The organism is Xanthomonas arboricola pv. guizotiae (assembly GCF_002940205.1).
Lineage (GTDB): Bacteria > Pseudomonadota > Gammaproteobacteria > Xanthomonadales > Xanthomonadaceae > Xanthomonas > Xanthomonas arboricola_C.
Genome location: NZ_MDSK01000006.1, coordinates 64,565 through 78,854, shown reverse-complemented (window position 1 = coordinate 78,854; position 14,290 = coordinate 64,565). Strand labels below are relative to the sequence as shown.

Genomic DNA, 14,290 nt, shown 5'->3' with positions numbered 1-14,290 from the left:
ACCTGCGCGCCGCAACAGGAGAATGCAATGACCCGACAGCATCCTTGGCGGCTTGCGTGTGCCGCTGCGCTGCTGTGGATCGCCGGCGCTATGCCGGCGGTCGCACAGCCGGACCTGAGCCGCACCATCGGCAGCACCGTCGCCGATCGTCCCAGTGCCTCGTATGTGTTCAGCGCGTTGCGCCTGGATTCGGCCGATGGCCAGCGCCATTACCGTGTGCGCATTGCCACCCCCAAGGCTGCGCCACCGGCTGCGGGGTATCCGGTCGTGTATCTGCTGGATGGCAATGCCGCACTGATGGAGCTGGATGAGCGCCTGCTCGACAGCCTGTCCACCCACGGCGATGCGCCGGTGCTGGTGTTCATCGCCGACGACAGCGCATTGCGCATCGATGCGGTGGGGCGCAGCCTGGACTACACGCCTGCGCGCTACAGCGACGGGCGGGTGGAAACCGATCCACTCGATCCGCAGCGCAGAACCGGCGGGGCGGCGGCGTTCGCGCAGCTGATCGCAACACGCATTCGCCCGCAGGTGGAAGCGCGCGTGGCGGTGGACCGTCAGCGACAGACGCTGTGGGGCCATTCGTATGGCGGATTGTTCGTGCTGCAGGTGCTGCTGACGCAGCCGCAGCTGTTTCGGCACTACGTCGCGGTCGATCCGTCGCTGTGGTGGGGCGATGGGTTTGTCGTCCAGCAGGCGCAGCGTGTGGTCGACCATGCACAGGAGGGTTCGGCAGGCACGCAGCCATCCAGGCGTCGGCTGACGCTGATGGCCGGCGAGGGCGCACCACCAGCGAACAATGCAAAACCGGATCGTCCGGGGCGGGCGCGCGCAGATCCACAGGCCGCACAACGCCTCGTCGCGCTGCTGTCTTCGTTACCTGGCCTCACCGCCGGCTATCAACCGCTGCCAGGCCTCAGCCATGGCCAGACGTTGGGCGCATCGCTTGCGCCAACGTTACAAGCCGCAGCGACGCATTGATGAAGTCAGATCAAGCAAGCGCTCGAAGATAGAGCGCTCTCTGCATCGACAAGCATGCTGTCGCTGGTCGCAGAGCTAACGCCGCACGCATGCAGCGGTGACACCTCGGCGCAGGCACTCAATCGTCGCGCGTGTCGCTCAGGTCCGCAGTGTCGTCGTCTGCTTCGCCAACGTCGCGGTGCGTATCGTCGTTATCGGCGCGGGCGTAGTGCACGGTTTCCACCGGCCCACCGACCGCGCGGCCGCGCACCGGCAACAGCGCACTGGCCGCCTCGTATTCGGCCAGCAAGGCATGCCGGCGCGCTTCCGGCACGTCCTGCCAATGGCAGTCGGTCAACGCGCCTTCCAGCGAATACAGCAGGTTGAGGCTGGGCTTGAAGCCGGCGCGGCGCACTTTGACGAAGGCGCCCACCGCGCCCACCGCCTGCAGATCCTGCTGCGTGCGCAGGCCGACCTGGCGCAGCCACGCCGCACTTTTCGGGCCGATGTTGCGCAGCCGTTCGGTGGTCACGTCAGCGCGCCGACAAAGATCTGGGCAATGGCTTCCAGGCCGTGTTGGTCGTCGGCGTCGAAGCGATCCAGCTCCGGGCTGTCCAGATCCAGCACGCCGATCAGCGCATCGCCCTTGACCAGCGGAATCACCAGCTCCGAGCGCGAGGCCGAATCGCAAGCGATATGCCCGGGGAAGGCATCCACGTCGGCAATGCGCTGACTCTGCCGGGTGCTGGCAGCCGCGCCGCACACACCCTTGTCCAGCGGGATGCGCACGCAGGCCGGCAAGCCCTGGAACGGCCCCACCACCAGCTCGCGGCCGTCGTAGAAATAGAAGCCGGCCCAGTTGAGCGACGGCAAGGAATTGAAGATCAGCGCGGCCAGGTTGGCGGCATTGGCGATCCGGTCCGGCTCGCCATGCACCAGGGCCTGGGCCTGGGCGGTGAGCTGGGCGTATTGTTCCGGCTTGCTGCCGGTCAGCGAAGAGGTTGCGAACATGGCCGAAGTTTAGCAGCGGCCATCCGCAGCGGCATTGCGACTCAGCCGCGCGTTTGGATCCGCACGCTATGCTGCGCGCCCCACGGCAACCGCGGCGCGGCCGCAGGAACACACGCATGCAGTTTCCGGCGTTGTATGTCACCGGCACCGACACCGGCATCGGCAAGACCATGGCCAGCACCGCGCTGCTGCACGCACTACGCGCGCGCGGGCACACCGCGGTGGGGATGAAGCCGGTGGCCAGCGGTTGCGAGCAGACGCCGCACGGCTGGCGCAACGAGGACGCGCTGGCGCTGCAGGCCGCCAGCGCCCCGCAACCCGATTACGCCACCCTCAATCCCTATGCCTTGCCGGCACCGCTGGCGCCGGAACTGGCTGCCGCCGATGTCGGCGTGACCCTGTCGCTGGAGCCGATCGCCCGGGCTTTCGCGCAATTGCGCGCGCAGGCCGAGGTGGTGGTGGTGGAAGGGGTCGGCGGCTGGGCTGCGCCCTTGAGCGCCGATCTGGACCAGGCCGATCTGGTACGTGCGCTCAAGCTGCCCGTGGTGCTGGTGGTCGGTATCCGGCTGGGCTGCATCAATCATGCGCGCCTGAGCGCTGCGGCGATCGCTGCCGACGGACTGGACTGCATCGGCTGGATCGCCAACGAGGTCGACCCGCAGATGGAGCGCATCGAGGAGAACATCGGCATGCTGCGCCAGCGCCTGGCGATGCCGTGCTGGGGCCGGATCGGCTGGCGGCCGGGCGCCGATGCCGCGGCGCAGTCGCTGGGGCTGCACGTGCCGGTCTGAGTGACGTTGGCGGTTTGGCGGCCGCGTCACTGCGACGCGGATCGCCAGATGTCGTCCCAGCTTTGCGCGCCGCCGGGGACTCGCCTTGCGTCCCTGCGTTTCCAGTGCACCCGCGCCGCGATACCACCTGGTCAAATTGGTAGCACGCGCAATGCGCAGACAATAAAAAAGCCCGACAGAGGGAGGGATCTGTCGGGCCGGATTGCATGGGGGGAGGGACCCATGCAAAGACGCTGAATTTTTTGTCGGCGCTTACGTGCGCCGGGTCTTGCCTTTGGCGGCCTGCTCGCTGTTGGCCTCGAACTGCTGCTTGGCCAGTTGGCCGAGCGCATCGGATGCCTTCAATCCCAGACCGACCACTTCCTGATTCACCGAGGCCAGCCGTTCCAGGTTGTCGCGGGCCAGTTGCAGCCCCTTCGGCCAGAGCGTCTGGTAGGCGCCAAGGTCGCGGGCCTGGGCAAACTCACCGAAGAAGCTGGTGGTCGCACTGACGTTGCGTTCGAGCGTCTTCAGCTGCAGGCCAAACGCGTTTTCCGCGTGTTCCATCGCCAACTGGTTGGCGCGTACCGCCGCGGAGGCAAAGCTGTTGAAGCCGTTTTCGAACTGCGCCGACATTGCGAACCCCTTGGGGAAGGCTGTGACCGTTGTTGCGCTGCAGCATACGCGGATATTGCTGCGATGCAACACGTTTGCTGAAAATTTCCGAAATCGTCTCAAAAGCCTTTTGAAATCAATTCATTACCCGTGCCGTAGAAACGGCAAGGCCGCCCTGGAGGCGGCCTTGCGTCACACGACTGCGCTGCGCGATCAGCCGCGATAGCGGCAGCCGGAGGTGCAGGTTTCATGCACCACGATCTCGCTCAGCTGCGGCAGCGCCGGCTTGAGTTGGTCCCAGATCCAGATCGCCAGCCGCTCGCTGGTCGGGTTTTCCAGCCCCTCGATGTCATTGAGGTAGTGGTGGTCCAGGCGGTCGTAGATCGGTTGGAAGGCGGCCTTGATGTCGCCGAAATCCATGATCCAGCCGGTCTCGGCGCCGGGTTCGCCGCTGACATGCAGCTCGACCCGAAACGAATGCCCGTGCAGGCGGGCGCACTTGTGGCCGGGCGGCACATTGGGAAGCCGGTGCGCGGCTTCGAGCGTAAAGACTTTGAAGATATCCATGCGCGCCATTGTAAGTGCGCCGGTGCCTGCCGGGCTGACCCGATCGCGGCGACACAGCGTCTCTGCGCCCTGGCGTGGCACCCGCAACACGGGGTGGTCGCGTTGCGCCGGAGCGCCGCGCCCGGTCGGCCGCACAAAGTCCGACGCGCGTCTTACTGCGTCCGGCCAGCGACGTGTGTCACCGCGCGTCATATCTCTATGCAGATCTGTAATTTTTGTTAATCGATTGCGCATGGCCCACTGCAAAACCCCCATTCATGGATGCCGTGCGTGAAGCGCCCGATGCCTTATCTGCTGTCTGCTGCCGTTCTGTCGGCGCTGATTCCCCTTGCCCATGCCGACGACGCGACACCCGACACGGGCAAGACCCTGGCCACCGTCAGCGTCACCGGCTCCAATATCAAGCGCACCGACAGCGAAGGCTCGAACCCGGTGCAGGTGATCGACCGCCAGCAGCTGGAACAGTCCGGCAAGGTCACCGTGGCCGACGCGCTGCGCTCAATCTCGGCCAACACCGGCAACGCCACCAACGAAACCACCAACAACGGCTGGGCGTCCGGCTCGGCGGGCATCGGCCTGCGCGGGCTGTCGCAGAAGAACACCCTGGTGCTGCTCAACGGACGCCGCCTGGCCAATTACGGCTTTCCCGCCAATGGCCTGGGCGACACCTTCGTCAACCTCAACGCATTGCCGCTGGTGGCGGTGGAACGCATCGAAGTGCTCAAGGACGGCGCCTCTGCCGTGTACGGCTCCGATGCGGTGGCCGGGGTGGTCAACATCATCACCCGCCAGGATTTCCAGGGCGCCGAGCTGGGCTTGAGCGGCGGCACTGCCGATCAGGGCGGCATGGATACCCAGCGCGCCAAGTTCATCGGCGGCATCGGCGATCTTGACCGCGACGGCTACAACATCCTTTTCAGTTTCGACGCCTACAACCGCGACCGGCTGGATCAGGATCAGCGCGCGCTGACCCGCTCGGGCATCTACACCGACCTGCCCGGCGGGCGCTGGAACGGCTGGTCGGCCAAGGGCGCGCGCTATCTGGTCGGCGGCCGCTCGGTGCCGATGCTGGATGCGCAAGGCAACTGCCCCGCCGGCACCGTGCTGACCGCCAGCGCGCCGATCGACGGCCTGGCCGGCGACACCTGCGGCTTCAACCAGGCCCCGTTCACCACGCTGATTCCCTCGACCAAGCGCTATCAGGCCTACACCAACGCCACCTTCCGGCTCAGCGATAATGTCGAAGCGTTCGGCGAGGCGCTCTACAGCGAGGTCAAGGGCGTGGCGATCTTCGGCTCCAGCCCGTACTTCACCCTGGAAGGCGGCCGCTTCGCCTTGAACGCCAGCAGCGGGCTGGCCGAGCCGGTGTCCAACCTGCTGCCGGCCTCCAGCCCGTACAACCCGTACGGCACCGCAGTGCCGATCGAATACACCTTCTTCGACCTGGGCCAGACGGTCAAAACCAATCGCTCGCAGTCCTACCGCTTTCTCGGTGGTGTGCGCGGCACCACCGAACGCTGGGATTGGGAGGCGGCTGCGTTCGCCGCACGCAGCACCGAGCACGAAACCGTGTCCGGTGGCTTCGCCAACCGCTTCACGCTGGCGCAGGCGCTGGCCGACGGCAGCTACAACCTGCTCGACCCGTCCGCCACGCCGCAGTCGGTGATCGACGGTATCAACCTCAGCACGCTGCGCCCGGCGCAATCGACGCTGCGCGGCGTCGATGCCAAGGTATCCGGCAACCTGTTCGAGCTGCCGGCCGGCAGCGTCGGGTTCGCGGCCGGCGCCGAGTGGCGGCAGGAGGAACTGGTCTCGCGCAATCCCTGGCAGATCGACCAGGGCCTGCAGATCCGCCCCGCGATTGCCGCGGTGGATGGCGAGCGCAGGGTGTCGGCGCTGTATGCCGAGGTCAACCTGCCGCTGCTGCGATCGCTGGAACTGCAACTGGCCGGGCGCGGCGATCACTACAGCGATTTCGGCGAGGCATTTTCGCCCAAGGCCAGCCTGCGCTGGCAGCCGCTGGACGCCGTGCTGGTGCGCGCGGCCGCCTCGCGCGGCTTTCGCGCACCGTCGTTGTCGGAGAATGCGGCCAGCACCAATATCTCCTACGGCTCGGTGGTCGACCCGTTCGATCCGGACGTGCCGGGCTCGCGCCAGAACCCCACCTTCTTCACCGTCGGCAACACCGCGCTCGAACCCGAGCGCACGCGCAGCTACAACCTGGGCGTGGTGCTGTCGCCGTGGGCCGACACCAGCCTGAGCGTGGACTGGTACAAGATCGAACTGGAGCATCTGGTCGGCACCGGCAACAACGCCACTATCGTGCAGAACAACGACCCGGCCGACGTGATCCGCAACGAGCGCGGCACCCTGGTGGCGGTGTACAACCGCTACCAGAACCTCAGCGAGCTGACGACCTCGGGAGTCGATGTCGAACTGCGCCAGCGCTGGCGCACCAAGGCGGCCGGCAACTTCGGCCTCAATACCGCCTATACCCATGTGCGCGATTACCGCCGCCCCACCGTGGTCGGTGGCCCGTTGCAGGATTACGCCGGCAGCAATCTCGGCCCGTCGCTGCCACGCAACAAGGCCACCACCACGCTGGACTGGAACCTGGGCACCGTCAGCGCCGCACTGACCTGGTACTACACCGGCGGCTACGACCAGAAGGCCAGCGCGGCGGCCACTGCCGTGCAGTCGCGCGTGGGCGACTACAACCAGTTCGACCTGTATCTGGGTTACACCGGCATCGACAAGCTCACCCTGTACGCCAAGATCGAGAACCTGGCCGACAAGCAGCCGCCGGTCGATGCCTCGTTCCCGGGCATTCGTGCGCCTTACGACTTCACCCAGTACGACCTGCGCGGGCGTTACTTCACCGTGGGCCTGGACTATCGATTCTGACCGGCATACGCACGGCCCATGCACGCCCGTGCGATGGTGCGTGCGTGCTCCAGCGTGCTGTCTCAACCCAATCGCCGTTCGCCCCCGGACACTTTCTAAGGAACTCCGATGACGTCTTCGCCGCATGCCTGGCTGCTCGCCCTGGCCTTTGTCGCACCTTCCCTCGCTGCCCAGCCTGCGGCCCAACCCGTCGCGCTGCCGGGTTACGACGCCGCTGCCGCACAGGCGCAGCGCGCGCTGGAAGCGCGTTTCGATAGCGGCCTGAAGGATGCCGATTATCGCGGCTGGTTGAAGCAATGGTCGTCGGCGCCCAATCACGTTGGCGCGCCGCATAACCTGGAGAATGCCCGCGATCTGCAAAACCGCCTGCGCGGCTACGGGTGGGATGCGCGCATCGAAACCTTCCAGGTGCTGTGGCCCTCGCCCAGGAGCTCGCAGCTGGAATTGCTCGGCCCCAAGCCGTATGTCGCGCGTCTGAAGGAGCCGCCGTTGCCGGGCGACAGCACCTCCACCCAGACCGAACACGTGCTGCCGCCGTATGTGATCTACGGCGGCAATGGCGATGTCACCGGCGATCTGGTCTACGTCAATTACGGCATCGCCGAAGACTACGAAGCGCTGGCGCGCAACGGCGTGGATGTGCGCGGCAAGATCGTCATCGCCCGCTACGGCAAGGGCTGGCGCGGGCTCAAGCCGCGGCTGGCGCAGGAGCATGGCGCAATCGGTGCGATCATCTATTCCGATCCGCGCGACGACGGCTATTTCCAGGATCGCGCGTATCCGGATGGCCCGGCGCGCAACCAGTGGAGCGTGCAACGCGGCTCGGTCGCCAATTTCGCGATCTATCCCGGCGATCCGCTGACCCCGGGCGTCGGCGCCAGCAAGGCCGCCAAACGCCTGAAGATCGACCAGGCCGGCAGCGTGTTGAAGATCCCGGCCCTGCCGATCAGCTGGGGCGACGCACAGCCGCTGCTGGCCGCGCTGGGCGGGCCGGTGGCACCGGAGGACTGGCGCGGCGCGCTGCCGATCACCTACCGCCTCGGCGACGACGACACCGCGCGCGTGCATCTGAAGGTCGATGCGGAGTGGGGCGGCAAGACCATCTACAACGTCATCGCCACCTTGCGTGGCAGCGAGTATCCGGACCAGTGGGTGGTGCGCGGCAATCACCGCGACGGCTGGGTATTCGGTGCGGCCGATCCGCTCTCGGGTACCACCGCCTTGCTGGCCGAAGCCAAGGCGATCGGCGAGCTGGCCAGGCAGGGGCAGCGCCCCAAGCGCACGCTCGTCTACGCCAGTTGGGACGGCGAGGAGGCCGGCCTGCTCGGCTCCACCGAGTGGGCCGAACAGCACGCCGACGAACTGCGCCGCAAGGCGGTGCTGTACGTCAACACCGACGGCAACGGACGCGGCTTTCTCAATGCCGGCGGCAGCCATGCGCTGCAACGCCTGGTCAACGGCGTGGCGGCGGATCTGCGCGACCCCGACAGCGGCGTGAGCGTGCTCGAACGGCAACGCGCCCGTGCCCGCATCGACGCGCTGGCGCCCACCGCCAAGCCGGCGCAAAAAGACGTTGCCAAGCAGCTCGCGGCCGGTGGCGACGTGCCGCTCAAGGCGCTCGGCTCGGGCAGCGACTACAGCCCGTTCCTGCAGCATCTGGGGCTGACCACGCTGGATCTGGGCTATGGCGGGCAGGGCGGCGGCAGCGCCGTGTATCACTCGCTGTACGACTCCTACGATTACTTCGCGCGCTATATCGACCCGGATTTCAGCTATCTGCCGCTGTTGTCGCAGACGGTCGGCCGCACGGTGCTGCGCGTCGCCAACGCGCCGGTGTTGCCGCAACGCTTCGGCGACTTCGCCGACGCGGTGGCCGGCTACGCGCAGGAGCTCAAGCAGCAGGCCGACAGCGACCGCACTGCCGCCCGCACCCAGGCCGAGTTGTTGCAGGCCGGTGCCTATGCCGCCGTCGATAACCCGAACCGGCCGCAACGCGCCCCCGAGGCCAAAGCTGCGGTGCCGCAGATCGACTTTGCCGCACTGGATCAGGCCATTACCCGCCTGCAAACCAGCGCCAGGCGCTATGACGATGCACTGGCATCGCGTGGCGGCGGGTTGGATGCAGGCGCGCGCGGCAAGCTCAATGCCTCGCTGCAACGCATCGATCAGACCCTGCTGGCCGAAGGCGGCTTGCCGGGCCGGCCGTGGTACCGGAACCTGATCTACGCGCCCGGTCTGGCCACCGGCTATGAGGTCAAGACCTTGCCCGGTATTCGCGAAGCGCTGGAAGACCGGCGCTGGGACGATCTGAGTCGGTACATCGTGCAGACCGCTGCAGTGCTGGACCGCTACCGCGAAGCGATCGATCGCAATACCGCGCTGATCGAAGGCTAACTTGGGGCTGCACAGCTAGCGGGGAGCGCTGCACGTCAGCGACGCCGTCACGGCGGCCAGTCGCGGACGATGCGTATTGCACGCGGCCCGGTTCGCCACAGTGCAGCTGCTGCAGCGCGCCCACAAGAAAAGCCGCCCCGAAGGGCGGCTTTTCCGTTCAACGCCAGCCTGGCGCCGGACGTGCCGGCGCGCAGGATTCAGCGACCACCGCGGCCGCCGTCGCGACGGCCTGCACCCGCGCCGGCATTGGCCTGACGCGGCCCGCCGCTGCGCTGGCCACCGGGCTTCTTGGGGCCGGCATGCGCATGCGCCTGCCGCGGTGCATCGCCATGCGGACGACGGGCGTGGCTCTTGCGCGGGGCGCGATCGCCACCCGGCTGCTCGGCACGGCCCGGCGCGCTATTGCCCCAACGGATCGGGGTCTGCGGCTCGTAACCCGGCACGTCGCGGATTTCCACGTCGCGGCCCAGCATGCGCACGATCTGGCGCAGCAGCTTGGCTTCGTCCTGCGCCACCAGCGAGATCGCCTCGCCGGTGGAACCGTTACGGCCGGTGCGGCCGATGCGGTGCACGTAATCCTCGGCCACCATCGGCAGGTCGTAGTTGATGACCTTGGGCAACTGGTCGATGTCGATGCCGCGCGCGGCGATATCGGTGGCCACCAGCACGGTCACGCGGCCGGCCTTGAAGTCGCTCAGCGCGCGCATGCGCTGGCCCTGGCTCTTGTTGCCATGGATCGCCGCGGTCTTGATGCCGGACTTTTCCAGGAACAGCGCCAGCTTGTCGCTGCCGTGCTTGGTGCGGGCGAACACCAGGGTCTGCTCGCGGCTGTCCTGTGCCAGCAGGTGCAGCAGCAGGTCGCGCTTGCGCGCGCCATCGACCGGGTGCACGCGGTGGGTGATGCTCTCGGCCACGGTGTTGCTCGGGGTGACCTGGATCTGCATCGGGTTGCGCATGAACTCCAGCGCCAGCTGCTTGATGTTCTCTTCGAACGTTGCCGAGAACAGCAGGGTCTGACGGTCCTGGCGCGGCAGCTTGGTCAGGATGCGCTTGATCGACGGCAGGAAGCCCATGTCGAGCATGCGATCGGCTTCGTCCAGGATCAGCACTTCGATACCGGACAGGTCAACGCTGCGGCGCTCGATATGGTCGATCAGCCGGCCCGGGCAGGCGATCAGCAGGTCCACGCCGCGACGCAGGGTGTCGAGCTGGTTGCCCATGCCCACGCCGCCGTAGATCACCGCGCTCGGGATGCGCAGGTACTTGCTGTAGCCGCGCAGGCTGTCGTGCACCTGGGTGGCCAGCTCGCGGGTGGGGGTCAGGATCAGCGCGCGCGGCTTGCGCGGGCCGTTGACCGGCTGCGGCGAGGTGCCCAGGTGCTGCAGCAACGGCAGGCCGAACGCGGCGGTCTTGCCGGTACCGGTCTGTGCGCCGGCCAGCAGGTCATGCCCTGCCAACACCAGCGGGATGGCCTGCTGCTGGATCGCAGTGGGGGTTTCGTAGCCCTGCTCGGCCAACGCGCGCAGCAGGAAGGGCGCCAGGCCCAGGGATTCAAAAGACATCAGGAAGCTCCAAGTAAAGCGTCGCCGCCAGGCCAGGCCCGGAGCGCAAACGCATTGCAGATGCAAAAAAGTGAGGCTCGGAGCGTTCCCGTGAACCGCGCTGCGAGATGGTGGAACAACCCAATCAAGACGCGATGGGTTTGTCGGCACCACGAAAGGCGTCGGGTGGGGCGGGCGAGCGGATCGATCGATCCTGGCCTCGCCGGCTGTCCCTAAGGGAAACGGACGGCCGCATGCAGACCGGGCCAGTGTACGCGTGTTTGGCGCGCTGCACAAAAGGCGCGTCCCGCGGTTGGGCGGCGGGTCAGTTGTTTCAGTTGCAACCACTGTTGCGTCAGGTCGTACAATCGACCGATCAGCCACAGCACAGGACGGTCATGAAGCTAGGTTCCCTGAAGGAGGGCGGCCGCGATGGCAGCCTGATCGTGGTCGCGCGCGACCTGCGCACCGCGGTCCGCGCCACCGGCATCGCGCCCACGCTGCAGCGTGCGCTGGAAGACTGGAGCAATATCGCGCCGCGCCTGAACGCCTTGTCGGCCTCGCTCAACGAGGGCAGCGCCGATGGCGTGTTCGATCTGGATCTGCAGGCGCTGGCCGCACCGTTGCCGCGCGCCTACGAGTTCGTCGACGGCAGCGCCTACCTGCCGCACGTGGAGCGCGTGCGCCGTGCGCGCAATGCCGAGGTGCCGGAAAGCTTCTACACCGACCCGCTGATGTACCAGGCCACCAGCGCCGGGTTCTACGGCCCGCGCGATGCGATCAAGGTGATCAGCGAAGACCACGGCATCGATCTGGAAGCCGAGCTGGTGGTGATCACCGACGATGTGCCGATGGGCGCCTCGCCCGAGCAGGCCGCCGCGCATATCCAGCTGGTCGGCCTGGTCAACGACGTGTCGCTGCGCAACCTGATCCCGGCCGAGCTCGCCAAGGGCTTCGGCTTCGTGCAATCCAAGCCGCGCTCGGCGCTGTCGCCGGTGTTCGTCACCGTGGATGAACTGGGCCAGGCATGGCGCGACAACAAGGTGCACCTGCCGCTGGTCACCCACGTCAATGGCGCCTGGTTCGGTGCACCGGAAGCCGGCAACGACATGCAGTTCGACTTCGCCCAGCTGATCGCCCACGCGGCCAGGACGCGGCCGCTCTCGGCCGGCACCATCGTCGGCTCCGGCACCATCGCCAACCAGGACACCACGCTGGGCGCCTCGTGCTTTGCCGAGCAACGCGTGGTGGAAACCCTGCGCGACGGCACCCCGAGCACGCCGTTCCTGTCCTTCGGCGACGTGGTGCGGATCGAGATGTTCGCTGCCGATGGCGCCAGCATCTTCGGTGCGATCGAACAGCGCGTCGAACGTCAGCCGCTGCCATGACATCGGCAAGGGCGCCTGCACAACACTGCATGCGAGGCCGGGCATGAGCGCGCCACTGGAACTGTTCTCGTACTGGCGCTCCAGCGCCGCGTATCGCGTGCGCATCGGCCTGCACCTGAAGGCGCTGGCCTACCTCGCGCATCCGGTGCATCTGGTGCGCGACGGCGGCGAGCAGCATGCACCCGCCTACGCGCAGCTCAACCCGCAGGAACTGGTGCCCACGTTGCGGCACGGCGCGGTGGTGGTTCCGCAGTCGCTGGCGATCCTGGAATATCTGGAAGACGCGTTCCCGGACAGCGCGCGGCTGCTGCCCGCCGCGCCGGCCGAGCGCGCCCGCGTGCGCGCCCTGGCGCAGGTGATCGCCTGCGACGTGCATCCGCTCAACAACCTGCGCGTCACGCAGTTTTTGGAGCGCGAATGGCAACGAGATGCCGCGCAGCGCCAGCAATGGACACGGCACTGGATGCAGCGTGGCTTTGCGGCGCTGGAAGCGCAGTTGGCCGGTGACCCGCATGCCGGCACGTTCTGCCACGGCGACACCCCGGGCCTGGCCGATTGCCTGCTGATCCCGCAGCTTTACAACGCGCGCCGTTTCGACGTCGATCTGACGGCGTATCCGATCCTGCAACGCATCGAACAGGCCTGCCTGGCACTGCCGGCATTCGCTGCGGCGCGGCCGGAAATGCAGGCCGACGCGGTGCCGGCCTGATCGGCGACAGGCGTGTGCCTGGTGCGTGACGCATCCGCGTTGAATCGCAGCCCGGGCAGGGCAGGTACCGGTAGCGAGCGGTTGTCTGCCGGCTGGGCGGCGCGCAGGCGGGCGCGCTGTTTCCGCGCACTGGGCATCGGCCGCGCTCGGCGGCACTCTTGGGTTGATCGGAGCTAGCCGCCGCGCTGTCCCAACCGTGCGCACCGCTCGTACGCCGGCAACGGCCCTGCGCGATCCGCCGCTCCGGGCAGGTGCGCGGCAACACCGCGCACCTGCCGATGCTCAGATGAAGCCGTGGCTGATCTTGGGCGCCGCTGCCGTTTCGTAATCCGCATACGGGTCGTGCTCGCCGGAGCCGCCTTCGGAGAGGCGGAACTTCAGCGCCAGGCCGTCGCGCGAGTCGGCCGCGCGCAGCGCTTCCTCCTGCTCGATTTCGCCGGACTTGACCATGCGGAACAGGCATTGGTCGAAGGTCTGCATGCCTTCTTCCAGCGATTCCTCCATCGCCTGCTTGACCTCGTGCACCTGGCCACGGCGCAGCAGGTCGCGGATCATCGGCGTATTGAGCAGCACTTCGGTCGCCGGCCGGCGGCGTCCGTCCACGCCCTTGACCAGACGCAATGACACCACGGCACGCAGATTCAGCGCCAGGTTCATCAGCACGTTCTTGTGCGCGCTCTCGGGGAAGAAGTTGAGGATGCGCTCGATGGTCTGGTCGGCATTGTTGGAGTGCAGCGTCGCCAGGCACAGGTGGCCGGTCTCGGCGAAGGCGATCGCCGCCTCCATGGTCTCGGCATCCAGGATCTCGCCGATCAGGATCACGTCCGGCGCCTCGCGCATCGCGTTCTTCAGCGCGCTCTGGAACGCGTGCGTGTCCAGGCCCACCTCGCGCTGGTTCACGATCGACATCTTGTGCTTGTGCAGATATTCGATCGGGTCCTCGATGGTCAGGATGTGCCCGGTGGTGGTGCTGTTGCGGTGGTCGATCATCGAGGCCAGCGAGGTCGACTTGCCCGAGCCGGTCGAGCCGACCACCAGCACCAGCCCGCGCGGGGTCATGATCACGTCCTTGAGCACCTGCGGCAGGTTCAGTTCTTCGATGCTGGGGATCCGGCTGCGGATGGCACGAATCACCATGCCCACTTCGCCGCGCTGCTTGAACACGTTCACCCGGAAGCGCCCGGCGTCGGACAGCGCGATGGCCATGTTGAGCTCGAGCTCGCGCTCGAACTGCGGCACCTGGCCTTCGTCCATCAACGAATAAGCGATTTTCTTGACCATCCCCGGCGGCAACCCCGTATTGCCGAGCGGGTAAAGCTTGCCTTCGATCTTGATGTACACCGGCGCGCCGGTGGTCAAGAACATGTCCGAGGCATTCTTTTCGGTCATCAGCTTCAGGAAGTAGCCGATATCCATGCGCAATGGTTCCCC

12 protein-coding genes are annotated in these 14,290 nt (G+C 67.1%); 6 read left to right on the top strand and 6 right to left on the bottom strand.

Going from position 1 to position 14,290, the window contains the following annotated elements; genetic code table 11:
* The first annotated feature begins 27 nt into the window (after window positions 1–27).
* Window positions 28–981 (top strand): alpha/beta hydrolase, encoded by a 954-nt coding sequence (locus XarbCFBP7408_RS05335; protein WP_104562027.1) that lies wholly within the window; start codon window positions 28–30, stop codon window positions 979–981.
* A gap of 118 nt (window positions 982–1,099) precedes the next feature.
* Here the strand turns inward: XarbCFBP7408_RS05335 and XarbCFBP7408_RS05330 are convergent, their stop codons facing one another.
* Window positions 1,100–1,492: a TfoX/Sxy family protein gene (locus XarbCFBP7408_RS05330; protein ID WP_104562025.1), complete on the bottom strand. Its 393-nt coding sequence runs from the start codon at window positions 1,490–1,492 to the stop codon at window positions 1,100–1,102.
* Window positions 1,489–1,971: a GAF domain-containing protein gene (locus tag XarbCFBP7408_RS05325; RefSeq protein ID WP_104562023.1), complete on the bottom strand. Its 483-nt coding sequence runs from the start codon at window positions 1,969–1,971 to the stop codon at window positions 1,489–1,491. Before XarbCFBP7408_RS05325 ends, XarbCFBP7408_RS05330 begins: the two co-directional genes overlap by 4 nt.
* A 116-nt stretch (window positions 1,972–2,087) precedes the next feature.
* Here XarbCFBP7408_RS05325 and bioD point away from each other — a divergent pair, with 116 nt between their 5' ends.
* Entirely contained in the window at window positions 2,088–2,762 is a 675-nt protein-coding gene (gene bioD / locus XarbCFBP7408_RS05320) for a dethiobiotin synthase (protein WP_104562021.1), read from the top strand.
* A gap of 252 nt (window positions 2,763–3,014) precedes the next feature.
* On the opposite strand, the gene XarbCFBP7408_RS05315 is transcribed toward bioD, so the two are convergent.
* Window positions 3,015–3,377, bottom strand: coding sequence for a phasin family protein (locus tag XarbCFBP7408_RS05315; RefSeq protein WP_104562019.1), 363 nt, complete (start codon window positions 3,375–3,377; stop codon window positions 3,015–3,017).
* 192 nt (window positions 3,378–3,569) lie between these two features.
* Complete coding sequence (gene queD, locus XarbCFBP7408_RS05310) at window positions 3,570–3,923, bottom strand: 6-carboxytetrahydropterin synthase QueD (RefSeq protein WP_024938374.1); 354 nt, start codon at window positions 3,921–3,923, stop codon at window positions 3,570–3,572.
* A gap of 282 nt (window positions 3,924–4,205) precedes the next feature.
* Here queD and XarbCFBP7408_RS05305 point away from each other — a divergent pair, with 282 nt between their 5' ends.
* Both XarbCFBP7408_RS05305 and XarbCFBP7408_RS05300 read left to right on the top strand, forming a co-directional pair.
* Window positions 4,206–6,827, top strand: coding sequence for a TonB-dependent receptor plug domain-containing protein (locus tag XarbCFBP7408_RS05305; protein ID WP_181106293.1), 2,622 nt, complete (start codon window positions 4,206–4,208; stop codon window positions 6,825–6,827).
* Window positions 6,828–6,935: 108 nt separating this feature from the next.
* Window positions 6,936–9,221, top strand: a complete 2,286-nt coding sequence (locus tag XarbCFBP7408_RS05300; protein WP_104562015.1) for a transferrin receptor-like dimerization domain-containing protein — start codon at window positions 6,936–6,938, stop codon at window positions 9,219–9,221.
* Window positions 9,222–9,418: 197 nt separating this feature from the next.
* Here XarbCFBP7408_RS05300 and XarbCFBP7408_RS05295 read toward each other — a convergent pair whose 3' ends face one another.
* Entirely contained in the window at window positions 9,419–10,783 is a 1,365-nt protein-coding gene (locus XarbCFBP7408_RS05295; protein WP_104562013.1) for a DEAD/DEAH box helicase, read from the bottom strand.
* 308 nt (window positions 10,784–11,091) lie between these two features.
* On the opposite strand from XarbCFBP7408_RS05295, the gene XarbCFBP7408_RS05285 reads away from it, so the two are divergent.
* Both XarbCFBP7408_RS05285 and maiA read left to right on the top strand, forming a co-directional pair.
* The gene (locus tag XarbCFBP7408_RS05285; RefSeq protein WP_181106279.1) at window positions 11,092–12,150 is read left to right on the top strand and encodes a fumarylacetoacetate hydrolase family protein; all 1,059 of its coding nucleotides are present in this window, start codon (window positions 11,092–11,094) and stop codon (window positions 12,148–12,150) included.
* A 43-nt stretch (window positions 12,151–12,193) separates the two neighbouring features.
* Window positions 12,194–12,859, top strand: coding sequence for a maleylacetoacetate isomerase (maiA, locus tag XarbCFBP7408_RS05280; protein ID WP_104562009.1), 666 nt, complete (start codon window positions 12,194–12,196; stop codon window positions 12,857–12,859).
* A gap of 282 nt (window positions 12,860–13,141) precedes the next feature.
* Here the strand turns inward: maiA and XarbCFBP7408_RS05275 are convergent, their stop codons facing one another.
* Entirely contained in the window at window positions 13,142–14,275 is a 1,134-nt protein-coding gene (locus XarbCFBP7408_RS05275) for a PilT/PilU family type 4a pilus ATPase (protein WP_016900968.1), read from the bottom strand.
* Between the last annotated feature and the right edge of the window lie 15 nt (window positions 14,276–14,290).